The 22,256-nt window shown below is 70.1% G+C and carries 25 protein-coding genes; 12 read left to right on the plus strand and 13 right to left on the minus strand.

Annotation, left to right across the window (positions count from 1 at the left end; genetic code table 11):
• Positions 1-52: 52 nt before the first annotated feature.
• The 7 genes from N4R40_RS08070 to modA are packed head-to-tail and all read right to left on the minus strand — an operon-like array spanning position 53 to position 4,953.
• Positions 53-484 carry a molybdenum cofactor biosynthesis protein MoaE gene (locus tag N4R40_RS08070; RefSeq protein ID WP_261606854.1) on the minus strand — a complete coding sequence of 144 codons (432 nt, stop codon included), beginning with the start codon at positions 482-484 and terminating at the stop codon, positions 53-55.
• Positions 481-954, minus strand: a complete 474-nt coding sequence (locus tag N4R40_RS08075) for a MogA/MoaB family molybdenum cofactor biosynthesis protein (protein ID WP_261606855.1) — start codon at positions 952-954, stop codon at positions 481-483. Before N4R40_RS08075 ends, N4R40_RS08070 begins: the two co-directional genes overlap by 4 nt.
• Entirely contained in the window at positions 951-1,436 is a 486-nt protein-coding gene (moaC, locus tag N4R40_RS08080; protein WP_261606856.1) for a cyclic pyranopterin monophosphate synthase MoaC, read from the minus strand. The genes N4R40_RS08075 and moaC overlap by 4 nt, the downstream gene beginning before the upstream one ends.
• The gene (locus N4R40_RS08085) at positions 1,423-2,724 is read right to left on the minus strand and encodes a molybdopterin molybdotransferase MoeA (RefSeq protein WP_261606857.1); all 1,302 of its coding nucleotides are present in this window, start codon (positions 2,722-2,724) and stop codon (positions 1,423-1,425) included. The genes moaC and N4R40_RS08085 overlap by 14 nt, the downstream gene beginning before the upstream one ends.
• Positions 2,721-3,386 (minus strand): ATP-binding cassette domain-containing protein, encoded by a 666-nt coding sequence (locus N4R40_RS08090; protein ID WP_261606858.1) that lies wholly within the window; start codon positions 3,384-3,386, stop codon positions 2,721-2,723. Before N4R40_RS08090 ends, N4R40_RS08085 begins: the two co-directional genes overlap by 4 nt.
• Positions 3,383-4,186, minus strand: coding sequence for an ABC transporter permease (locus N4R40_RS08095; protein WP_261606859.1), 804 nt, complete (start codon positions 4,184-4,186; stop codon positions 3,383-3,385). The genes N4R40_RS08090 and N4R40_RS08095 overlap by 4 nt, the downstream gene beginning before the upstream one ends.
• Positions 4,183-4,953: a molybdate ABC transporter substrate-binding protein gene (modA, locus tag N4R40_RS08100; protein ID WP_261606860.1), complete on the minus strand. Its 771-nt coding sequence runs from the start codon at positions 4,951-4,953 to the stop codon at positions 4,183-4,185. The genes N4R40_RS08095 and modA overlap by 4 nt, the downstream gene beginning before the upstream one ends.
• A gap of 135 nt (positions 4,954-5,088) precedes the next feature.
• Here modA and moaA point away from each other — a divergent pair, with 135 nt between their 5' ends.
• Together moaA and N4R40_RS08110 are read left to right on the plus strand one after the other, a co-directional pair.
• Positions 5,089-6,162, plus strand: a complete 1,074-nt coding sequence (gene moaA / locus N4R40_RS08105; protein ID WP_261606861.1) for a GTP 3',8-cyclase MoaA — start codon at positions 5,089-5,091, stop codon at positions 6,160-6,162.
• A 2-nt stretch (positions 6,163-6,164) separates the two neighbouring features.
• Complete coding sequence (locus tag N4R40_RS08110) at positions 6,165-6,422, plus strand: MoaD/ThiS family protein (RefSeq protein WP_261606862.1); 258 nt, start codon at positions 6,165-6,167, stop codon at positions 6,420-6,422.
• Positions 6,423-6,475: 53 nt separating this feature from the next.
• Here the strand turns inward: N4R40_RS08110 and N4R40_RS08115 are convergent, their stop codons facing one another.
• The 3 genes from N4R40_RS08115 to N4R40_RS08125 form a co-directional block, all read right to left on the minus strand.
• Positions 6,476-7,237: a HesA/MoeB/ThiF family protein gene (locus N4R40_RS08115; RefSeq protein WP_261606863.1), complete on the minus strand. Its 762-nt coding sequence runs from the start codon at positions 7,235-7,237 to the stop codon at positions 6,476-6,478.
• Between the two features lie 26 nt (positions 7,238-7,263).
• On the minus strand, positions 7,264-8,673 hold the full coding sequence (locus tag N4R40_RS08120) for a MinD/ParA family ATP-binding protein (protein ID WP_261606864.1): 1,410 nt from the start codon (positions 8,671-8,673) through the stop codon (positions 7,264-7,266).
• 112 nt (positions 8,674-8,785) lie between these two features.
• Complete coding sequence (locus N4R40_RS08125; protein WP_261606865.1) at positions 8,786-9,301, minus strand: adenine phosphoribosyltransferase; 516 nt, start codon at positions 9,299-9,301, stop codon at positions 8,786-8,788.
• Positions 9,302-9,364: 63 nt separating this feature from the next.
• Here N4R40_RS08125 and N4R40_RS08130 point away from each other — a divergent pair, with 63 nt between their 5' ends.
• Genes N4R40_RS08130 through N4R40_RS08165 form a run of 8 tightly spaced genes read left to right on the plus strand, consistent with a single transcriptional unit; the run spans position 9,365 to position 19,423 of the window.
• Positions 9,365-11,038, plus strand: a complete 1,674-nt coding sequence (locus tag N4R40_RS08130) for a glycoside hydrolase family 13 protein (RefSeq protein WP_261606866.1) — start codon at positions 9,365-9,367, stop codon at positions 11,036-11,038.
• 1 nt (position 11,039) lies between these two features.
• Complete coding sequence (locus N4R40_RS08135; RefSeq protein WP_261606867.1) at positions 11,040-12,035, plus strand: LacI family DNA-binding transcriptional regulator; 996 nt, start codon at positions 11,040-11,042, stop codon at positions 12,033-12,035.
• Positions 12,036-12,092: 57 nt separating this feature from the next.
• Positions 12,093-13,307: an amidohydrolase gene (locus tag N4R40_RS08140; protein ID WP_261606868.1), complete on the plus strand. Its 1,215-nt coding sequence runs from the start codon at positions 12,093-12,095 to the stop codon at positions 13,305-13,307.
• Positions 13,304-14,158 (plus strand): hypothetical protein, encoded by an 855-nt coding sequence (locus N4R40_RS08145; RefSeq protein ID WP_261606869.1) that lies wholly within the window; start codon positions 13,304-13,306, stop codon positions 14,156-14,158. The genes N4R40_RS08140 and N4R40_RS08145 overlap by 4 nt, the downstream gene beginning before the upstream one ends.
• A gap of 59 nt (positions 14,159-14,217) precedes the next feature.
• Positions 14,218-16,257 carry an APC family permease gene (locus N4R40_RS08150; RefSeq protein ID WP_407665852.1) on the plus strand — a complete coding sequence of 680 codons (2,040 nt, stop codon included), beginning with the start codon at positions 14,218-14,220 and terminating at the stop codon, positions 16,255-16,257.
• A 39-nt stretch (positions 16,258-16,296) separates the two neighbouring features.
• Positions 16,297-17,586, plus strand: a complete 1,290-nt coding sequence (locus N4R40_RS08155) for an aminotransferase class V-fold PLP-dependent enzyme (RefSeq protein ID WP_261606871.1) — start codon at positions 16,297-16,299, stop codon at positions 17,584-17,586.
• Positions 17,583-18,026 carry a Fe-S cluster assembly sulfur transfer protein SufU gene (gene sufU / locus N4R40_RS08160; RefSeq protein ID WP_261606872.1) on the plus strand — a complete coding sequence of 148 codons (444 nt, stop codon included), beginning with the start codon at positions 17,583-17,585 and terminating at the stop codon, positions 18,024-18,026. The genes N4R40_RS08155 and sufU overlap by 4 nt, the downstream gene beginning before the upstream one ends.
• Positions 18,023-19,423, plus strand: coding sequence for an NAD(P)/FAD-dependent oxidoreductase (locus N4R40_RS08165; protein ID WP_261606873.1), 1,401 nt, complete (start codon positions 18,023-18,025; stop codon positions 19,421-19,423). Before sufU ends, N4R40_RS08165 begins: the two co-directional genes overlap by 4 nt.
• A gap of 11 nt (positions 19,424-19,434) precedes the next feature.
• Here N4R40_RS08165 and N4R40_RS08170 read toward each other — a convergent pair whose 3' ends face one another.
• Positions 19,435-19,671, minus strand: a complete 237-nt coding sequence (locus N4R40_RS08170; RefSeq protein ID WP_261606874.1) for a hypothetical protein — start codon at positions 19,669-19,671, stop codon at positions 19,435-19,437.
• Between the two features lie 19 nt (positions 19,672-19,690).
• Between N4R40_RS08170 and N4R40_RS08175 the strand changes: the two genes are divergently transcribed.
• Complete coding sequence (locus N4R40_RS08175; RefSeq protein WP_261606875.1) at positions 19,691-19,921, plus strand: hypothetical protein; 231 nt, start codon at positions 19,691-19,693, stop codon at positions 19,919-19,921.
• A gap of 32 nt (positions 19,922-19,953) precedes the next feature.
• On the opposite strand, the gene N4R40_RS08180 is transcribed toward N4R40_RS08175, so the two are convergent.
• The gene (locus N4R40_RS08180) at positions 19,954-20,919 is read right to left on the minus strand and encodes an SRPBCC family protein (protein ID WP_261606876.1); all 966 of its coding nucleotides are present in this window, start codon (positions 20,917-20,919) and stop codon (positions 19,954-19,956) included.
• A 1-nt stretch (position 20,920) separates the two neighbouring features.
• Positions 20,921-21,298, minus strand: coding sequence for an ArsR/SmtB family transcription factor (locus N4R40_RS08185; RefSeq protein ID WP_261606877.1), 378 nt, complete (start codon positions 21,296-21,298; stop codon positions 20,921-20,923).
• A 357-nt stretch (positions 21,299-21,655) separates the two neighbouring features.
• Between N4R40_RS08185 and N4R40_RS08190 the strand changes: the two genes are divergently transcribed.
• On the plus strand, positions 21,656-22,186 hold the full coding sequence (locus tag N4R40_RS08190; protein ID WP_261606878.1) for a hypothetical protein: 531 nt from the start codon (positions 21,656-21,658) through the stop codon (positions 22,184-22,186).
• The last annotated feature ends 70 nt before the right edge of the window (positions 22,187-22,256 follow it).

Consider the following 22,256-nt stretch of genomic DNA (forward strand, 5'->3'; position numbering starts at 1 on the left):
CGCATCATCCGTGCGCTCACCGCCGACATCGAGCGGTGACGGGCGCGCGCGATCAGAGCGCCCCGACCCACTCGGTCGTGCCGTCGGTGAAGTACTGCTCTTTCCAGATCGGCAGCTGCGCCTTCAGCTCGTCGACGAGCTCGGCGCACGCCGCGAATGCCGCGGCGCGGTGAGCCGATGACACCGCGCACACGATCGCGGTGTCGCCGATGCGCAACCGGCCGGTGCGGTGCACGGCGGCCACGCGCACGCCCTCGTGTGCCGCGCAGATGCGGGCGCACACGGTCGCGATGACGTCTGACGCGGCCGGATGAGCGGTGTAGTCGAGCGCGGCGACCCCGCGGCCCCCATCGTGATCGCGCACGACGCCTTCGAACGTGACGACAGCCCCGGCTGCCGCGTCGGCGACGAGGTCCGAGACGGCGCGCACGTCGATCGAGCCGTCCGTGATCTCCGCCCGCAAGACGCGCTCCGGCGCGTTCATGCGTGGTCACCGCCGGCGATCTGCTCGACGAGGTGATCAAGCAGGGGATCGAGCACCGCGATGCCGTCGCGGACGCCACCGGGCGAACCGGGCAGATTCACGACGATCGCCCCGGACGCGGTGACTCCGGCAAGCCCGCGACTGAGCAGGGCGTGCGCAGTCGCGTGGGCGCCGCGGCGCCGCAGTTCTTCGGCGATGCCGGGCAGCAGCCGCGCGAGGTGCGGCGCCGTCTGCTCGGGCGTCGCGTCGGTGGGGGAAACGCCCGTGCCCCCCGTGGTGATCACCAGGCGCGCGCCGCCCTCGAGAGCGTGCGCCAGCGCGGCGCCGACCGGCGGACCGTCGGCCACGACACGGGTCTCCACGTCCCACCCGCGATCGGTGAGCCACCCCGCCAGCACCGGTCCCGTGCGATCGGGGCGCTCCCCCGCGGCGGCGCGCGTCGAGCACACCAGCACGACAGCGATCGTCACGGCCGCCGCCACGAGCCCGAGCGGCCTCCGTCTTTTGCGACGACCGCGATCTCCCCGATCACGGCGGCGCGGTCCACCGCCTTGATCATGTCGTACAGAGTCAACGCGGCCACGCTGACGGCCGTCAGCGCCTCCATCTCGACGCCCGTCGGACCGGTCGTGACCACGGTCGCCTCGATCAGGACGTCGGTCGCGCGCGGCGTGATCTCGACCGTGACGGCGCTGATCGGCAGCGGGTGGCACAGCGGCACGAGGTTCGAGGTCTGCTTAGCGCCCATGATCCCCGCGATCCGGGCCACCGCAATCGCTTCGCCTTTGGGGAGATCGCCGTCGGCGATGCGGGCCACCACGTCGGGTCGCGTCGTCAGGACAGCCTGCGCCGTCGCTTCGCGTCGGGTCGTCGGCTTCGCCGAGACGTCCACCATGTGCACGGCGCCGTCCGCGCGCTGGTGGGTGAGCCCGTGCTCGTCAGCAGCATCCATCGATCCTCCAGGTCTCCACATCATCACCGGCGGCCAGGTGCTCAACCCCCGCCGGCACGTGAATGAGCACGCTCGAGCGAGCGTACGCGTGCAGCAGATGCGACGAGGCGCCACCGAGTGCGCGAACGCGTCCCTCGGCATCCACGATGCCACGGCGCACCTGATGCATGTCGCGCGGCGACACGAGCGGCTCGGCCAACGGCACGTGCGCGGCCGGGCGGGCGAGTACGGCGGGCGGGAACCCGGTGGCGAGCGCAGCCAGCAGCGGGCGCAGGAACATCTCGAACGAGACTAGACACGACACCGGGTTTCCGGGAAAGCAGATCGCGGGAACCACGCCACCATCGGTCGGCACCGTGCCGAGCCCCTGCGGTCCTCCCGGCTGCATCGCGACGGACCCGAACCACACCCCGAGCGGCGCAAGAACGTCGCGGACGACTTCGCGGGCACCCGCGCTGACCCCGCCGACCGTGATCAGCAAATCAGCGCCCGGCAGGTGCTCCTGCAAGACCGCGCGGAGCCGCTCGGGCTCGTCGCTCTCGCACGGGGCGACCACGACATCGGCGCCGACCTCCGTCAGGGCCGACCACAGCGAGAAGCTGTTGGCGTCGTAGATCTGCCCGGGAGCGAGCGTCTCTCCGGGCTGGCGCACTTCGTGGCCCGTCACCGTCAGCAGCACTTTCGGGCGGCGGCGCACCGAAACCGTGCGTGCGCCGACGGCAGCCAGCACGCCGAACGCGGCCGGCGTGAGGGCATCACCGGCGCGCAGCAGCAGCTCGCCGGCGGCGACATCGCTCCCCGCACGCCGCACGTACGTGCCTGGCATAACGGATGCCGCCATCCGCACGCGCGCGTGCGGCCCGAACCGCGGCGGATCGGTGTGTTCGATCGGAACCACGGCGTCCGCGCCCGCCGGCAGGGGTGCACCGGTCATGATCGGCACCGCCTGGCCCGACTGGAGCCCGGTCGCGGGCTCCCCGGCGACACTCGCGGGGCGCACGTCAAGGCTCACCGGAGCATCGGCGGTAGCGCCGGTCAGGTCGGCGGCGCGCACCGCGTAGCCGTCCATCTGCGCGTTGTCGAACAGCGGCAGCGACGTCGCCGCGGCAATATCGTCGGCGAGGATGCGGCCCCGCCACCGCGCGGGATCCCCCGTGAGCGAGCACGCGGTCAGCGGCAGGTCTTCGGCGCCCAACCGAGTGGGGGCTGCGGGGTCAAGGCCGGCCGCGACGAGCAGGGCCGCCACGGCAGCGCGATGATCGGCGACCGAGCGTCGGGGCTTGCTCATACGTCCTCCTGCGTCGGCGGGGAAATCGGGGTGTCCGCTGTCACTCGGCCAGCGCGCAGGCGGACGGTACGCACCGCGAGCGCCTCCAGATCCGCGGTGTCATGACTGACGATCACCGCGGTGCGATCGGCGAGCTCCCGCGCGAGCAAGGCACGCATGGGCGGAACACTGGCGGCGTCGAGGGCCGCGAACGGTTCGTCCAACAGCAGAATACGCGGCTCGGCCGCGAGCGCCCGGGCCAGGGCGACTCGCTGCGCCTGACCGCCCGACAGCGCCGTCGCACGTCGCGTGGCGAACGCCGTCATCCCGACTTCCTCGAGCCAATGGTCGGCAGCGGCGCGGGCATCCGCCCGGGAGCGGCCCTGGCTGCGCGGGCCGAATGCGACGTTCTCGCGCACGCTCATGTGGGGAAACAGCAGCACGCGCTGGCTCATCAGCACGATCCCGCGGCGGTGCGGGGCGGTGAAGACACCGGCATCCATCAGCACGTCGTCGCCGATCACAAGCTCGCCCTCGTCGGGCACGAGCAAGCCCGCGAGCACGGCGAGAACGGTCGATTTGCCGGAACCGTTGGGGCCGGCGATCGCCGTTGTCACGCCTTCATCGAGCGTGAGGTCGACGTCGATGTCGCGCGCGGCGATGCGCGCCCGCAACCGGATCACGGTGTCTCCCGGCGTGGCGGCGCCGGCCGATAGGCCAACGCCACACCCGCGATCGCCAGGACGATCAGCACGAGAGCGAGGGCGACGGCCGCGTCGGCGTCACTTTCGCGCACCAGGTAGATCTGCAGCGGGAGCGTACGGGTGACCCCCTGCAGACTGCCGGCGAACGCCAGCGTGGCACCGAACTCACCCAGGCTCCGGGCGAACGCCATCACGGCGCCGGACACGAGTCCGGGCACGATCAGCGGCAGCGTCACCCGCAGCAGCACGCGGGAGGGTGAGGCGCCGAGGGTCGCGGCGATGCCTTCGAACCGCTCGCCCGCGCTCCGGGCCGTGCCTTCGATGCCGAGCACGACGAACGGCAACGAGACGAACACCTGCGCCATGACGACGGCGATCGTCGTGAACGGAAGATGGATGCCGGCCACGTCGAGCGCCTGGCCGAGCAGGCCGCGTCGGCCGAACGTGTACAGCAGCGCGATGCCGCCGACCACCGGCGGCAGCACGAGGGGCACGAGCACGAGCGCACGCAGCACGTTGCGCCCGGCGAACCGCGCGCGGGCGAAGACGAGACCGAGCGGCACGCCGAGCACGAGACACACGACGGTGCTGGCCGCCGCTGTGCGCAGGCTCAGCCACAGCGCGTCCTGTGAACTCGGCAGCGTCAGCAACGACCACAGCCGCGCGGGGTCGGCGCGGAGGACGAGCGCCAGCAGCGGAATCGTGACCAGCAACAGCCCGATCACCGCGGGAACATACAGCCAGCCGGGCAGGCCGGCGGCGCGATCGCGTCGGCTCATGGCGCCGGCCGGAACCCGGCTGCGGCGAGCTGCGCCTGCGCCTCGGTGCCCAGGATGAACTCGACGAAGGCCGCCGCGAGCGCCGGCTGCGGCCCCTCGCGCAGCGCCGCGATCGGGTACTCACCGACGGCACCTTCCGCTTCGCGGAACGGGATGCCGGTGACCGCGTCGCCGGCCGAAAGCACATCGCTCGCGTAGACGAGACCGGCATCCGCTTCGCCCGAGGTCACTTTGCCGAGCACGTCCGTCACGGAGTTCTCTTCGCTCGCGGGGCGAAGCGCGACGCCCGTAGCGGTCTCGATCGCGGCGGTCGCCGCGCCGCACGGGACCTCCGGTGCGCACACGACCAGCACGAGGCCCGGGTCGGCGAGATCGGCGAACGACGAGATTCCGGCAGGGTTTCCCGGCGCGGTCGCGATCTCCAGCACGTTCGACGCGAACGTCTCGGGCTTGTCGGCGAGGCCCGCATCGACCACCGACTGCATCGTGACGAGGTTGGCGGCGGCGAACACGTCGGCCGGCGCGCCCTCGACGATCTGGGACGCGAGCCCCGACGATCCGTCGAAAACGAGACTCACTCGCACGCCCGGGTGCGCGGCCTCGAACGCGGCGGCGAGCGCCGTGAAGGTGCCCCCGAGCGAGGCCGCAGCGAACACCGTGAGGGTTCGGGTCGGCTCCGCCGCGGCGGTGGCCGGGACCGTGCACCCGGTCAGGGCGAGCGCCGCTGCCGCGAGGGCGGCGACGACGCGGATGCGGCGAATCCTCATGCACGGAGAGTACCGCCGTCCGGCGCCGGCCCCCGCGTCGCCGACACCCGGTGGCGCTGTTACCGTGGAACCTCCCTCACTCGCCTTCGGAGGCACGATGCCCGCTCTGCCCGCACGGCACGACCGGTGCCGGGCATGAGCATCGTGCTGGGGATGCCGGGAATCCGCCCCGCAATCGACCCCGCTGCGCGACCGGCTGCGCCGGGACTGATCGACCGGTTCGGCCGCGCGGCGACCGACCTGCGCGTCTCACTGACCGACCGGTGCAATCTGCGATGCACGTATTGCATGCCCGCGGACGGTCTGCCCTGGACGCCCGCCGATGACCTGCTGTCGGCCGATGAGATCGTGCGGCTGATCGGCATCGCGGTGCGCGAGCTCGGCGTCACGTCGGTGCGCTTCACCGGCGGCGAACCGCTGCTGCGCCCCGATCTCGTCGAGATCGTCGCCCGCACGGCCGCGCTCGAGCCGCGCCCCGAAATCGCCCTCACGACGAACGGCATCGGGCTCGAGTCCCGTGCCGTCGCCCTGCGTCACGCGGGCCTGGATCGCATCAACGTGTCGCTCGACGCTCTCGACGACGCCGCGTTCACGCGCATCGCCCGCCGGCCGCTGCTGCACCGGACGCTCGCGGGCATCGACGCGGCGGTCGCGGCGGGCATCGGCCCGGTGAAGATCAACGCGGTGCTGGTGCCGGATGTCGATGTCGACCCGGCCGAGTTGCTGGAGTGGGCGCTCGCGCGCGGACACGAGCTGCGCTTCATCGAGCAGATGCCCCTCGACGCCGATCGCAGTTGGCGGCGGGCAGGCCTCGTCACGGCGGCGACGGTGCGCGAGCGCCTGTCGGCGCGCTACGCCCTCGTGCCCGATGCGGCCCCCCGCGAGGGTGCTCCGGCCGAGCGTTGGCACGTGCATCCTCACGGCCAGACGGATGCCGCATCCCTCGGGACCGTGGGAATCATCGCCTCGGTGACCGAGCCGTTCTGCGGCGACTGCCGACGCACCCGACTCACCGCGCAGGGGACGGTCCGCGCGTGCCTTTTCTCGCACGACGAAGTGTCGCTCACGACCGCTCTGCGCGCCGGCGCCGGCGATGACGAGCTGGCAGGGCTCTGGCGGCGTGCGATGTGGGCCAAGCCTTTCGGGCACGGCATCGACCAAGTCGGATTCGCGCCGCCCGCGCGGAGCATGAGCGAGATCGGAGGATGAGCGTGTCCGAGACTGTGCGCGTGCGCCTGTTCGCCGCGGCGAAGGCCGCCGTCGGGATGCCGGAGACCGACGTCCCCGCGGGAGGCTCGATCGCCGATGCCCTCCACCACGTGAGTGAGATCGCACGCGACCCGGCGACCGCCGCTCGCGTCTTCGCCCGCTGCAGTTTCCTCGTCGACGCGCGCGCGACGACCGATCCAGCCACGATGCTGCCCGCCGGAAGCGCGCTCGACGTCCTCCCCCCCTTCGCCGGCGGGTGACCCCCGCCCGCCCATCGCCCGCCGTCGGCTGACGCGCGGCGAGGCGCGGGGGGTCAGCGCGGGCGGATCGCGACCTCGCGCCAGGTCTGGTCGCGCGCGTCGAGAACCAGCATCCGCCCCCGCAGCGACCGGCCAGTGCCGACGATGAGCTTGATCGCCTCGATCGCCATGACCGATCCGACCGCGCCGCATACCGGCCCGACGATCCCCTCGACCTGGCACGCGCCGCCGGGTTGATCGGCCGGCAGTACGGGGTACAGATCTTCCAGCCCGACGCCACCGGCGGTGCGGTCGAACACGGCGACCTGACCGTCCCAGCCGAGCGCCGATCCCCACACGACCGGGATGCCGTGCTCGTCCGCCGCGGCGGCCACATCGGCGTGCGTCGTGAACGTGTCTGCCCCGTCGACGATGAGGTCGAAGCCGCGGGCGATCGCGCGAGCGGTGTCTGCCGTCAGCCGCTCGCGGAAGGGCATGACGGTCACGAGCGGATTCAGCTCGCCGACGGCGCGGACGACCGAATCCACCTTCGCGGTGCCCACCGCGGCGCCGGCGTGAATCGTCTGCCGGTGCAGATTACTGATCGCGACGGTGTCGTCGTCGACGACACCGAGGGTTCCGACGCCCGCGCCGGCGAGCGCCGTCAGTACGGGCGAACCGAGTCCGCCGGCCCCCACAACGAGCACACGTGCATTCACGAGCCGCCGCTGGCCGAGTTCACCGATCTCGGGAAGCACCAACTGCCGCTGATAGCGCGCCCGTTCGTCCGCCGTGAGCGGCCGGCCGGGTTCGACCAGCGGAGACTGTTCGCCCACGGAGTCCTCGACGGCGGCGTGCCGGTTCAGAGCCGCTCGGCGACCGCCGCGGCCACCGTGAGCCAGGCGTCACGGCTCTCGGCCGACAGCGCGTCGAAGTCGATCGGCCCGCCGTCGACGAGCGCCGGGTCGAAGGGAACATGCACGACCGACGACGTCACCTGCGCGAAGTGGCGTTCCAGTCGCTCGGCGAGCTTGCGGTCGGGGCGAGCGGACGGCGCCGCCAGAATCGTCACGGCGTCGTCGATCTTCTGATCGAATCCCTTCTCGCGCAGACCGTCGAGCAGCCACGCGGCGCTGGCCGCGGTGTCTTCGCGGATCGTCGAGACGATCACGAGCTGGTCGGCGGCCGCGACCGCGGCGACCCAGTTCGACGCGCGCATATTGTTGCCCGTGTCGACGATGAGCAGTCGGTAGTAGCGCGAGAGCACCCCGTGCAGCCGGTCGAATGCGGCCGCGTCGATCGTGGAGGATGCCGCGGCATCCTCATCCGAGGCCAAGACGTCGAAGCGCGCGTCGACCTGGGTGCGGACGTACGTGTCGAGGGCGGCGAGGCTGGCCTGCGACGGCTCGGTGAAGCCGTCGAGGTGTTCGAGCAGGTCGACCGCGGTGCGGTGATGCGGTGCGTTCTGCGCGCGCCACCCGAGCGTGCCGCGGGTCTCGTTGTTGTCCCACGCGAGCGTCGCCCCGCCCCGCTGGGTGCCGAAGGTCGCCGCCAGCAGCAGCGTCGATGTCGTCTTGTGCGCGCCACCCTTGGGGTTCAGGATCACGATCGTGCGCGGCGCGTCGAGGCGCCGCTGAACCGTGCGCTCGCGGTCGAGCCGAGACCGCTCGACCTGACCGGGTCGCGGCGAGATCGCCCCACCCGTCATGCGGCGCACGGCGCCCTGCCACCCCTCGGTGGCGCGCTCGCGCGTGCGATCCGTGCGGGAGTTGAGCAGGTCCTCGACCGTCGGCGTGACTCGCTGAGTGGGGTCGCGACGGATGCCGGAGCCGCGGAGCGCTCCGGTCGGAGCGGCGGGTTCAGAGACCGCGGGCGCCACTGGCTCCGGCGCGTCGAACTCCGGCTCGCGCGTCAGATCGACCGGTGTGGCCGTGACGGTCGCGGCAGCCACCGGAGAAGCCGGCACGGTCAGGTCGGCATCCGCTTCGAACATCGGCGACGCATCCGGCACCGGCGCATCGGACAATGAAGGGGCCTCGAGGTAGGTGCCGTCCGGGTGGACGATGAGCGGCCAGCGGGCAGCCCCGTCGACGAGGGTCGCCGTGACCGGTTCACCGGCCGACGCGGCCAGGAGGCGGACGGCTTCGACGACGCGATCACGCAGCCCTTCGGGCGTCGACGCGAAGAGCTCGTCGACATCGCCACCGACGTGCAGCTCGGCTGCCGTGCTCGAGGTGATGTGCACAATCGGTTCGTACGTCGTGGTCGTCACGCGGGCCCTCTCTGTCGGTCTCAGGCCATCCGAGTATCGCATCCGGATGCGCCGCTCCCCCGCTGAAACACTGGCCGCACGGCCGGAAATCCGCCTGGGGCGGAGAAGATCCTCAGACGCGGAAGACCGTGTGCACCGGGCCGCAGACGCGCTGACCGCCCAGGTCCACGAGTTCCATCAGCACGGCGGTGCCGGCGAGGGGATAGTCGAGGCGCGAGAGGAGCTCCTGCGCGGCGCGGAGGGTACCACCGGTCGCGAGGATGTCGTCGACCAGCAGTACGCGTGTGCCGGCGGGCAGATCATCCGACATCTCGATTTCGGCCGTGCCGTACTCGAGATCGTACGAAACGGCCGCGGCCGGACGCGGGAGCTTCCCCGCTTTGCGGATCGGGACCATGCCGACGCCGGCGGCGATCGCGACGGCACCGGCGAGCATGAACCCGCGCGCCTCGACACCCGCCACGACGTCAAAACTGCCGGTGAACGGTTCGATCACGGCCTGGACGACGGTGCGCAGTGCTGCGGCATCCGCCAAGAGCGGTGAGATGTCGCGGAACAGGATGCCGGGCTCCGGAAAGTCGGGGATCGACGCGATGAGCGAAGAGGCGTGCGCAAGCTCGGGAGTCACCGGTCCAGGTTAGTCGTCGGAGAGCATCGCAGCGTGCGCAAGCGCTTGCGCTACGCTGGTCGCATGAGTGAGACCGAACTGTTGCCCGCGGGCACGCGTGCCCCGATCGGCGAAAGCCGCCCCGGCGCCGAATGGTGGCGCACCGCCGTCATCTATCAGATCTATCCGCGCTCCTTCGCGGATGCGTCGGGGGACGGCATCGGCGACCTGCCCGGCATTACGAGCCGTCTCGATCACCTCGTCTCGCTCGGGGTCGACGCGATTTGGCTGAGCCCCTTCTACCGTTCGCCGCAGAAGGATGCCGGCTACGACGTCGCCGATTACTGCGATGTCGATCCGCTGTTCGGCACGCTCGACGACTTCGACGCACTTCGGAGCGCCGCGCATGAGCGTGGCATCCGCGTCATCGTCGACCTCGTCCCCAACCACAGCTCCGACCAGCACACCTGGTTCCAGGCGGCGCTGGCGGCGGCGCCGGGCAGCGCCGAGCGCGCGCGCTACATGTTCCGCGACGGCTCGGGGCCGAACGGCGACCTGCCGCCGAACAACTGGGAGTCGGTCTTCGGTGGCCCCGCCTGGACACGCGTGCCGGACGGCCAGTGGTACCTGCACCTGTTCGACTCCACCCAGCCCGACTTCGACTGGTCGAATCCGGAGGTGCAGGAAGAGTTCCGCCGCATCCTTCGGTTCTGGCTCGACCGGGGCGTCGACGGGTTCCGCGTCGACGTTGCCCACGGTCTCGTGAAGACCGACGGGCTGCCCGACCACCTCCCCGAGATCGACGCCGACAGCATGGGCGGCCACGACGAGGCGCCGTACTGGGGTCAAGACGGCGTGCACGAGATCTACCGCGACTGGAACCGCGTGCTCGCCGAGTACGACGGCGACCGCGCGCTCTGCGCCGAAGCGTGGCTGCCGACCGTCGACCGGACCGCCGAATGGGTGCGCTCGGACGAGATGCACCAGGCGTTCAACTTCCCCTACCTCATGACCGGATGGGATGCCGCCGCCATCCGCGAGGTCATCTCCGAGTCGCTGCGCGCGTTCCCCGCCGTCGGGGCGCCGGCGACGTGGGTGCTCTCCAACCACGACGTCGTGCGGCACGCCTCGCGTCTCGCCCTGACGGCCGAGAATCCGCAGGGTCACGGCATCGGACCGTCGTCGCCCGGCAAGCCGATCGCCGACGTGGGCCTGCGTCGCGCGCGCGCCGCGACGACCTTCATGCTCGCCCTTCCGGGCTCCGCCTACCTCTACCAGGGCGAGGAGCTGGGCCTCCCCGAGGTCGTCGACCTGCCGGACGACTCCCGCGAAGACCCGACGTGGTTCCGCACCGACGGTGAGCGCTACGGGCGCGACGGATGCCGTGTCCCGATCCCGTGGAGTGCGGACGCGCCTGCGTACGGCTTCAGCCCGACCGGTGCCGCCTGGCTGCCGCAGCCGGCCGAATGGGCCGCTCTCGCCCGCTCTGCGCAGGAGACGGATCCCGAGTCGACCCTGTGGGTGTACCGGACTCTGCTCGCCGTCCGCCGCGCGGAGGGCCTCGGCGCCGGAACTCTCGAATGGCTCGACGGATACGGCGACGATGTTCTCGCCTTCCGCAACGGTCACGTCACCGTCATCGCGAACGCCGGCACGACACCCGTCGATCTGCCCGCCGGCACGGTCTTGGCGGCGAGCGAGCCGTTCACGGGCGCCGAGCTCCCCGTCGACACGGCCGTGTGGCTCGTGACCGCCTGAGATGACGAGTCTCGAGGAGGTCGCCCGCCGCGCCGAGGTGTCGGCGGCGACCGCCTCGCGCGCGCTCAGCGGACGCGGGCGTCTGTCCGACGCGACTCGGGCGCGCGTGCAACGGGCGGCCGCCGATCTCGGCTACGTCGCGTCGGCCGCGGCATCCTCGTTGGCGACGGGACGCACGCGGTCAATCGGCGTGCTCGTGCCGCTCGTCGACCAGTGGTTCTTCGCGCAAGTGCTGGACGGCATCGCGACGCGGCTCGCGCCGCTCGGCTACGACATCACGCTGTACAACGCGACGGACGATCCCGCGCAGCGCCGACACCTCTTCCGAACATCGCTCCGCCGCGGGCGGGTGGATGCGGTCATCGTTCTGTCGCTGGCGATGTCGGCTGAGGAGACCGACGAACTCCGGGCCCTCGGTTTGCCGATCATCGGCCTCGGCACGCCGATCCTGGAATTGGCAACTCTGCGCGTCGATGATGTCGCCGTCGGCCGCGCGGCGACAGAACACCTGCTCGGCCTCGGACACCGCCGCATCGCACACATCGGTCCCGCGTATCCCCGCGACGCCGGGGGCGATATCCCGACGCTGCGGCATCGCGGGTTCGTCGCCGCCCTCGCCGATGCCGGGGTCGAGTCAGCCGGATTCGCGCGGGCGGACTTCACCATCGAGGGCGGCCACCGCGCGGCGCACGAACTCCTGTCGCGATCGGAACGGCCGACGGCGATCTTCGCGGCATCCGACGAACTCGCGTTCGGCGCCGTCTTCGCGGCGCGCGAGCTCGGGCAGGAGGTCCCCCGCGACCTCTCGGTCATCGGCGTCGACGGTCACGATCTGAGCGGCTTCTTCGCGCTGACGACGATCGAGCAGTTCCCGCACGCGCAGGGCATGGCCGCGGCCGACGCGGCGCTCGCCGCGGTCGGCGAGGACGTCACGGCACCCGCGCCGGCGCTGCCGTTCGAACTGGTCGTCCGCGCCTCGACCGCGCCGCCGACCTGACCCCGCCCGACCGCGCCCACAGGCGATGACCCAGGGGCGACGCGTAGGCTCGGATGTATGAGCATCGACCTCGAGGCCCTCTACATCGACCTGCACCGGCACCCGGAACTGTCGTTCCAGGAGACGCGGACGGCCGGGGTCATCACCCGTGAGCTCAGCGCCCTCGGACTCGAGTTCGTCGAAGGGCTCGGCAAGACCGGCGTCGCGACGAGCATCGTGAACGGCGATGGACCGATCGTCTGGCTCCGCGCCGACATGGATGCCCTGCCGGTGGCCGAGCAGACCGGACTCGACTACGCCAGCACAGCGCGCGGCACAGATCCGGCCGGCACCGACGTCCCGGTGATGCACGCCTGCGGCCACGACATGCATGTCACCGCGCTGCTCGGCGCGCTCGAGAAGCTCCTGGCGACGCGCGACGCGTGGTCGGGCACCGTCGTCGCCGTGTTCCAGCCCGCCGAAGAATACGGCGCCGGCTCGCAGGCCATGATCGCCGATGGCGTGCTGGATGCCTTCCCTCGCCCCGACATCGTGCTCGGCCAGCACCTCACCCCCCTTCCCGCGGGGACGATCGGCGTGCGTCCGGGCACTCAGATGGCCGCGAGCGACGGCGTCACGGTCACCCTCCACGGCCGCGGGGGCCACGGATCGCGTCCGCACGCGACGATCGACCCGATCGTGATGGCGGCGGCGACCGTCATGCGCCTGCAGACCGTGGTCTCGCGCGAGGTCGATCCGCGCGAGATGGCCGTCGTGACCGTCGGCTCGATCCATGCGGGGCTGAAGAACAACATCATCCCCGCTGAGGCCACGCTCGAACTCAGTCTGCGCTACCCCGACGAGCCGGCCCGCACCGATGTCCTCACGCGGGTGGAGCGGGTGATCCGAGCGGAGGCCGCGGCATCCGGTGCGGAGCAGCCCCCGACCATCCGCGTCGACCACTCGCTGCCACCCACGATCAACGACGCCGCTGCGACGGCACGCCTGACCGCCGCGTTCGATCGGGCGTTCGGCGACGGCACCGTGATCGACCCCGGTATGTTCACCGGCAGCGAGGACGTGTCGTGGTTCGCCCGTGCAGCGGACGTCCCTCTCGTATTCTGGTTCTGGGGCGGCCTCGATCCGCAGCAGTACGCGGATGCCGTCGCCCGCGGCACGGTCAACGAAGACATCCCGACGAACCACTCGCCGTTCTTCGCGCCGATCCTGCACCCCACGATCGAGCGCGGAGTGGATGCGCTGGTGGTCGCCGCGAAGGAGTTCCTCGCATGAGCCTCGACGATCTCTTCGGGCCGCAGGAGCCCTCCGAGCCGGAGCCCGCACGTGAACCGAAGAAACCGCGCGAACCGCGACCTCCGCGCGAACCGAAGCCCCCGCGCGAACCGCGAGCCGCGCGGGAACCACGCGAACCGGGCGAGCCGCGCTCGCGATCGACCCTGATCCTCAGCATCATCGCGGGAATCCTCGCGGTGGCCGTCGCCGTCGTCGTGGGCATCGCCCTCACGCGTCCGTCCGACACGGCCGGCACCACACAGCCGAACCCCGTCCCCCCGCCGCCCGCGACGAGCAGCACACCGAGCGCGACCCCTTCCGTGCCGGCCACGACCTCGACCCTCGAACTCTCCGCCACCGGCTTCACCCTGCAGAACGAAGACGGTGCGGAGTTCACCCATTCCTGGGCGGATGCCGCCGAACCCGCCATCGCCGCGCTGACCGCGGCGATCGGCGCAGAACCGACGACCGACGTCGAATCCGGCGACTCCCGTACCTACGCGTACACGGTGTACAGCTGGGATGGTTTCCGCTTCGCCGACGTGCTGTTGAGCGAGGGCAACAAGCCGCGTGACCAGGTCGACACCCCCACGTATGCGGCGTTCTCCTCGAACGAGGTCGGCGACGTGAAGATCGTCGCCGAGTTCGGGCTGAACATCGGCATGAGCCTCGCGGATGCCCGCGCCCTCGGCCCCGACGGCGAATCCACGACCGCGCCCCCGATCCTCTTCTTCGGCACCGATCGCGACACCTTCTTCGTCGACGGTGCGCGCACCTACGGCGTGCGGGTCGTCACAGACGGCACCGAGGTCACCGACGTCATCTACCGGTTCACTCCGCCGGGCGGCTAACCTCACGCGCGTCGATACTTCCCGGCGGATTGGATTGCGCGAACCCGCCACCAGGCGTAGTGTCGCCCGCCGTGACTGAAGAAAGCCGGGGAGCGTCCGAAGAGACGCCGATCGCCAAACGCATCCTGATCGGCGACCCCCTCACGACGGAGGAACTCGAGGGACAGCTGCTCCCGAAGAAGATGGCGCTGCCGATCTTCGCCTCCGACGCACTCTCCTCGGTCGCGTATGCGCCACAGGAGCTGCTGATGATCCTGCTGATCGGCGGGACGGCGTTCCTGGCGTTCAGCCCCTGGGTCGCCGCGGCCGTGATCGCCCTGCTGATCGTCGTGGTCTTGAGCTACCGCCAGCTGATCAAGGCCTACCCGTCCGGGGGCGGCGATTACGAGGTGGCACGGACGAACCTGGGCGAGAAGTCCGGCGTCGTCGTCGCGTCGGCGCTGCTGGTCGACTACATCCTCACGGTCGCCGTATCGGTGGCATCCGGCGTCGACAACATCATCTCCGCCCTCCCCGACCTGAACCCCTGGCGCGTCGAACTCGCGGTCGGTTTCGTCATCCTCATCATCGTCGTGAACCTCCGCGGCGTCCGCGAAGCGTCGCAAGCCTTCGCCATCCCGACGTACGTGTTCATCGGTTCCGTCGCGATCATGATCGTCACCGGACTCGTCCGCTGGGGGTTGGGCGACACCCCCGTCGCGGCGAGCGCCCAGTACTCGGTGCAGGCCGAGGATCTCACGCAAGTGGCCGTCATCCTCCTGATCCTCCGGGCGTTCTCGAGCGGATGCTCGGCCCTCACCGGCGTCGAGGCCGTGAGCAACGGTGTACCCGCGTTCCGGCAGCCGAAAGTGCGGAACGCCCAGACCACGCTCGTGTTGATGGGCAGTATCGCCATCCTGCTCTTCGCCGGCCTCACGACCCTCGCGCTCGTGACGGGTGTCCATTACGCGGAGAACCCGTGCCACTTGATCGGTTTCGACTGCACGAACCCGCAGCCGAGCCTCATGGCCCAGGTCGCCGCCGCGACCTTCGGTGCCGGGTCGATTCCGTTCTTCATCATCCAGGCGGCGACCGCCTGTGTGCTCCTCCTCGCGGCCAACACGGCCTTCAACGGTTTCCCGCTGCTGGGTTCGGTGCTCGCCCGCGACGGTTACGCGCCGAAGGCCCTCAACACCCGCGGTGACCGGCTTGTCTTCTCGAACGGCATGATCATCCTCGGCCTCGCCGCCGCGATCGTCCTGATCGTGTACCAAGCGCAGCTGACGACCCTGATCCAGCTCTACATCATCGGTGTGTTCGTGTCGTTCTCGCTCGGCCAGATCGGCATGGTCAAGCACTGGCGGCGGGAGCTCCGCTTCGTGAAGGGAGCCGAGCGGCGCGAGGCCCAGATCGGGCTCGCGATCAACTCACTCGGCGCGTCGTTCACGGTGCTCGTGCTCTTGATCGTCACCGTCACGAAGTTCACGCACGGCGCCTGGCTCGTCTTCCTCGCCATTCCGGTCCTCTCGATCCTGATGATCGGCGTGAACCGTTACTACCGCGATGTCAGCCACGAGACCGAGATGGACGACAGCGTCCACTACGGTTCGACCGGCGATGTCGCGATCGTCCTGGTGAACCGCCTGCAGAAGCCTGTCGCGAAGGCGGTCGACTACGCGCTGGCGGCCAAGCACAGCAAGACCATCGCGGTCCACATCGCCGTGACTCAGGAAGAAGCCGACGCCGTGCAGACCGATTGGGAGCTGCACGACATGCCGATCACGCTCCTGACGATCGAGTCGCCGTACCGGCAATACGCGCGTCCGCTCTCCGAGTTCATCGCCCAGTACCGCCAGAAGCACGGCTCGTCGATCGTGACGGTGTACCTGCCGCAGTACATCGTCGGTCACTGGTGGGAGAGCCTGCTGCACAACCGCCGCGCCCGGCGCATCGCACAGCAGCTCATGCTCGTCCACGGCGTCTCGATCACCCTCGTGCCGTGGCTCCTCGACTCGTCCGAGCTGATCTACGGCCGCCGCTCCCGCCCCCTCCCCGGCGACGACCGCGCAGGGCGCATCACGTCCTACGGCCTGGTCGCCCACACCGACGACGAGCCCTGACCCGGACCCCCGGCGTGCCGCGGGGCGTAGCCTAGACAGGTGAGCACTGCGAACCCCGAGACCGCTGCGCCGAGACTGGATGCCGCGCGTCTGCGCGCGGACTTCCCGATCCTGGGCGTCGACGTGAACGGGCATCCCCTCGTCTACCTCGATTCGGCGGCGACCAGTCAGAAGCCGACCGCCGTGCTCGATGCCGAGCGCGACTTCCTCACCCACGCCAACGCGGCCGTCCACCGCGGCGCACACACGCTCGCCGGCGAAGCGACCGATCTGTTCGAAGACGCCCGCGCGACCGTCGCCGGGTTCGTCGGCGCAGCGCCGGAGCAGCTGGTGTGGACCAGCGGCGCGACGATGGGACTCAATCTCATCGCCTACTCGATCGGCAATGCGACGCTCGGCCGCGGCCCGTCGCGCTTCGCCCTTCAGCCCGGCGATGAGATCGTGACGACGGCGATCGAGCACCACGCCAATCTCATCCCGTGGCAAGAACTCGCCGCGCGGACCGGCGCCGTACTCCGCCACATCCCCGTCCGCGACGACGGCACGCTCGATCTCGAGGCCGCCGCCGAGATCATCGGCGAGCGCACCCGCATCGTCGCCTTCACGCACGTCTCCAACGTGCTGGGAATCGTGAACCCGGTCGCGGAGATCATCGCGCTGGCGCAGGCGCACGGCGCGTTGACGGTGATGGATGCCTGCCAGTCCGCACCGCACCTGCCGCTCGACCTTCCCACGCTCGGCGTCGACCTCGCCGTCTTCAGCGGTCACAAAATGCTCGGACCCTACGGCGTCGGCGGGCTCTACGGCCGGGCCGACGTGCTCGAAGCCCTCCCGCCGTTCCTCACCGGCGGATCGATGATCACGACCGTGAGCCTCGACAGCGCCGAATACCTTCCGCCGCCGCAGCGCTTCGAAGCCGGCACCCAGCCGATCGGTCCGGCGATCGGCCTGGCCGCCGCCGTCCAGTACCTGGACGGCGTGGGACTGGAGCAGATCCACGCGCACGAGAGCGCTCTGGCCGACCGGATGGCGGATGCGCTCCGCGACATCCCCGGCATCCGTCTCCTCGGCGACGCCGCCGGTGTGGAGCGCGTCGGACTCTGGTCCTTCGACGTCGACGGCGTCCACGCGCACGACGCGGGCCAATACCTCGACTCGCTCGGCATCGCCGTGCGCGTCGGTCACCACTGTGCGGCCCCGCTGCACCGCCGATTCGGCATCACCGCGTCGGTGCGCGCCTCGGCGGCCCTGTACAACACCGAGGACGACATCGAGCAGTTCATCGATGCGGTCCGCGGCATCCGTCCCTACTTCGGAGCTGGATCATGAGCGACCTCGACACCCTGTACCGCGAGCTGATCCTCGATCACTCCAAGCATCCGCAGCACTTCGGCCTCGCCGCCGAGGAGGGCGCGTCGGCGACCTCGCATCAGCGCAACCCGGTGTGCGGCGACGAGATCACGCTGCGCGCACGCGTCGCGACCGATGGCGACACGATCCGCGACGTGACGTGGGAAGGGTCGGGGTGCTCAATCTCGCAAGCCTCGGCATCGATGCTCTCCGACCTGATGGAGGGCATCACCCGCGACGAAGCTCGGACGCTCATCGAGGGTTTCCGCGAAGCGCTGCGCTCGCGCGGACAGCTCGAACTCGACGAAGACGTCTATGGGGACGCGGCCGCCCTCACCGGCGTCTCGAAGTTCTCCGCTCGGGTCAAGTGCGCGATGCTCGCCTGGGTCGCTCTCGAAGACGCCCTCGTGCGCGCATGACGGCATCCGTCCCGCACGTCGTGATCGTCGGCGCCGGGTTCGCCGGTATCAGCGCGGCTCGGGCGCTCCGGAAGGCGCCCGTGCGGGTCAGCCTCATCGACCGCCGCGTGTACAACACGTTCCAACCGCTGCTCTACCAGGTCGCCACCGGCGGGCTGAACCCCGGCGACGTGACGCATTTCCTCCGGAGCCTCCGGGTGCGCCAACCCAATCTCGATGTCATCCACGAACACCTCATGGAGATCGACACGGCGGGCCGCACGGTCCGAATGCTGGACGGCCAAACCCTCGCGTACGACTATCTCGTGCTGGCGAACGGTGTCACGACCGCCTATCACGGCACGCCCGGCGCGAAGGAGAACTCCTTCGCCGTGTACTCGCGGTCGCAGGCGCTCGCGATCCGCGACACCCTGTTCACGCGTCTCGAGCGCGCGACCCAGCAGGGCGACCGGCGCAAAGGGCTCAGCGTCGTCGTGATCGGCGGCGGCGCGACGGGTGTCGAGATGGCCGGCGCCCTCGCCGAGCTTCGCGACCAAGGGCTCGAGCCGGCGTATCCCGAGCTCGAGGGCAACGCCTTCCGCATCACCCTGCTGCAACGGGGTGACGAGATCCTGAAGCCGTTCACCCCGAAGCTGCGGCGCTACGCGCTGGAGCAGCTTCGCCGTCGCGACGTCGAGCTCCGGCTCGGGACGGGCGTCGCCGAAGTACGCCCCGACAGCGTCGTCCTCGCCGACGGGACCGTGCTCCCGTCCGAGCTCACGGTGTGGGCCACCGGCGTCGCGCCGCACGAAGAGGTCCGCCAGTGGGATCTCCCGCTGGACAAGGGTGACCGCATCCGCGTCGGCGCCGATCTGCAGGTCGAGGGCCTCCCCGGCATCTTCGCCGCCGGGGACATCGCGGCTGCCCCTCAGGATCTCCCGCAACTGGCCCAACCCGCTATCCAAGGCGGCGAGCACATTGCGCGCCAGATCCAGCGGCTGATCCAGGGGGAGGGCACGGTCCCGTTCGAGTACTACGACAAGGGCCAGCTCGCCATCATCGGTCGCCGCTCCGCCGTCGGGGAGGTGCCCGGGATCGCGAATCTCCCGGTGTTGCGCCGCATCCCGGGGATCGGACGCATCCCGCTGTTGCGGAAACTCATCACTCTGACGGGACTCACGGCGTGGTTCGCGTGGCTGTTCGTGCACATCACGAGCCTGCTCGGCCCGCGCAACAAGGTCATGGTGATGGTGGGTTTGCTCGTCCGCTACGGCTTCCGCCTCTACCGGACGCCGGTGCCGATCGTGGGCGATGTACCCGCCATCCGCCCCTCGAAAGCCCAGCGCTTGCGCCGCCCGCCGGCGACGCCCGCCGCCCAGGCCGACGCCGCCGCCGTACCGATCGCGCCGCCGGCCTGACCGGTCGCCTCTCACACCCGGCGCCGAGTGCGCCGGTTCGCGCCGACTGCACCCCCTACACGCTGCGCGCAGGGGGCCATCGGGGTGACAACCAGCGCGCTCGGCGCCGTCAGTTCTCCTGTTCCCACGGGAGCGCGACGAGCGGAAGGGTCGATGTCGATCCCTCCGAACCGGCGCGCGAGGCCCGCGACGATGCGCGTCCATTCCTCGCGGTGTGTGACGGTGAGAGCCGTGTCGACGGTCGTCATGGCACGGAGGCTCCTTTTCGTGGCCGCCGAATATCGACGTCACCCAGACAACGAACGGCACGAGACCGATTCGACACCCGAAGCCGAGAACATTTCAAGATCCCCCGAGCTGTCGAACCTGGCCGACATGCGACACGACGACACGACCCCGGACGACACGCACGAGTGCGGCGAGCGAGAGCAGGTCCGAGGCATCCTCGGTCTCCTGCTCTCCCTGCCGGTGAGTGCGCTGGCCCGCCTGCAAGCCTGATCTCCGGTCACGCGGCCTGGTTCGAGCGGGCGTCAGACCCCGGCGAGGACCGCCTCCAGGCGCGCGTACGACGTCTCCATGCCCTCGGTCATGCCGGTCGCGAGGATCATGTCGCGCATGTCCTTATCGGCATATTCGATAACGAGCGTCAGCAGCGTCGCGCCGTCCTCTTCGTACAGCTGCAGGTCATTGAGGGTACCGGGGGCATCCATCCCGATCATCCGCTCGGTCGTCACGGCACGCCACGTCGGCTCGCTCAGTACGGTTTCGCCCTCGAAGCCGAAGCGCGTGGATTCGTCGTCGCCCTGCTGCCACATGTAGCGGTAGGTCTCGCCGAGCTTGCACTCGACCATCTGCCAGCCGTCCGGCCCGAGCAGCCACTGCTGCATGAGCTCCGGCTCGTGGTGCGCACGCCACACGAGCTCGCGCGGCCCCTCGATGAGCCGCGTGATGCGCACGTGCTGGTCGTCGAGCAATTCGGTGCGGGTGCCCTTGCCCTGCGCGTATTCCCGGAGGGACAGCAGGACAGCGTCGAGCTGGTTCATCGCCATGCGCGAGCCTTCGATGGCGCCCATCGCGACGACCTGTTCGAGGGCCTCCGCCGACGTGAAGTAGGTGACATTCGTCAGGCGGGAGCCGGCATCCGTCGCGTCGAAGGCGAAGGTCATGCGCATCGCCGGGAACGCTTCCATCGGATTGCCGTCGGGGTCGACGAACGAGTCGAGCACGTCGAAGCCGGTGCCGTCTGTCACCGAGAGCACCTCCCACGCACCGCGGGACGATTCACCCTGCGGACTCGTCATCGCGTAGTCGACGCGGCCGCCGGGGCGCAGGTCGAACGCGGTGAAACGCGCCGGCCATCCGGGAGGTCCCCAGAAGCGCTCGAGCTGGCGCGGGTCGGTGAATGCCGACCAGAGGCGACTCACCGGCGCCGCGAAGTCGGCGGTGAGGGTCATGGTGAGGTTTTCGGCATCGGTCGAGATATCGGTGACGGGCATGTCAGTCTCCAGTCGTGGATGGTGCGAGTGGCGGATCAGCGAGCAACGCGTCGAGGCGATCGATGCGCTGACGCCAGAGGTCTTCGTAGCGGGCGAGAAGTGCCCGGGCGCGGGCGATCATGGTCGGGTCTGCACGGACGAGGCGCTCGCGCCCCTCGGCCCGCTTGATGATGAGGTGCGCCGCCTCGAGCACGGCGACGTGCTTCTGGACAGCCGCGAACGACATGTCGTACTCTGCCGCGAGAGCGGAAACGGACTGCTCGTCCACGAGCGTGCGGCGCACGATATCGCGTCGCGTCGCGGCGGCGAGAGCGTGAAAGAGACGGTCTGTGTCGTCATCGCTCAGCTCGGTGTTCTGTGGGAATCTTTCTACAACCATTTGGTTGCACGTTAAGACCATGGATGCCGGTTGTCAACCCCCGCGCCTGTCGGGAACGCGTTTGCGTGACACAACGGCTCTTTACGTGACATACGGCATGAGCTCGATGACATGGAATGTCACTTGCTCCGCGAGTCGCGCGCGTCGCCCGCCTCTCCGCATATAGACCGGTGCCAGGAGGTCCCGGTGCGTCCAGTCGAAACTGCGAAGCAGATCACGGTGCGGCGTCGCTCGCCGTACACGGAGACCCACTGGATGCCCCGCTCGATCGATGACACGGTCCGATCCCCCGTTCGCCAGGACTACGCGATCGTCACACGAGACGTTGGAGAGCGGGACTGGGCGTCGATTGATCCAATGCGTGTCCGCACATCGAAGGGTGTCCGGCATCGCTTCACCAACTCGATGTACTTCTGGCAGCGGACGCGTAGCCATGTCTGGTGCGAGTCTCAGGAGGAGCGCTGGGAGTTGCTATGGCTCGACTTCGGTGCACAGGTGGAGCGCCTGTGGGCGCAGCCGATGGCGATCGCCTTTGGGCACGGTTCGCGCCTTGCGGGGTATTCGCACGTCCCCGACTTCCTGGCTCAGTTCACAGACGGCAGCTACGGGCTGTTCGATGTCCGCCCAGAGGAACGTCTGAAGCTCGCGACGCGTCTACAGTTCGACGAAACCGCTAAGACCTGCGAGACGCTCGGCTGGCACTACCGAGTGCTCACCGGTCACGACACGCTTGCGACGCGGAACCTCGACCTGCTCGTCTCTGCCGCCCGGCGCGGCGCCAGCGTCGACGCCATCGCCGACCAGTACTCAGTCACGGTGGAGATGGCTCGGTTCCGGTACAACACAACGGGCGTCGGTAAGCAGGTCGCCATGACACGTTCACGCTGACACCGGACGCGCAGCCGCACCACGAAAGCGAACGCACTGCCGCACGCTCGCGGCAGGGTACTTGCGCTAC

Source organism: Microbacterium memoriense (assembly GCF_025398275.1).
Classification (GTDB): domain Bacteria; phylum Actinomycetota; class Actinomycetes; order Actinomycetales; family Microbacteriaceae; genus Microbacterium; species Microbacterium memoriense.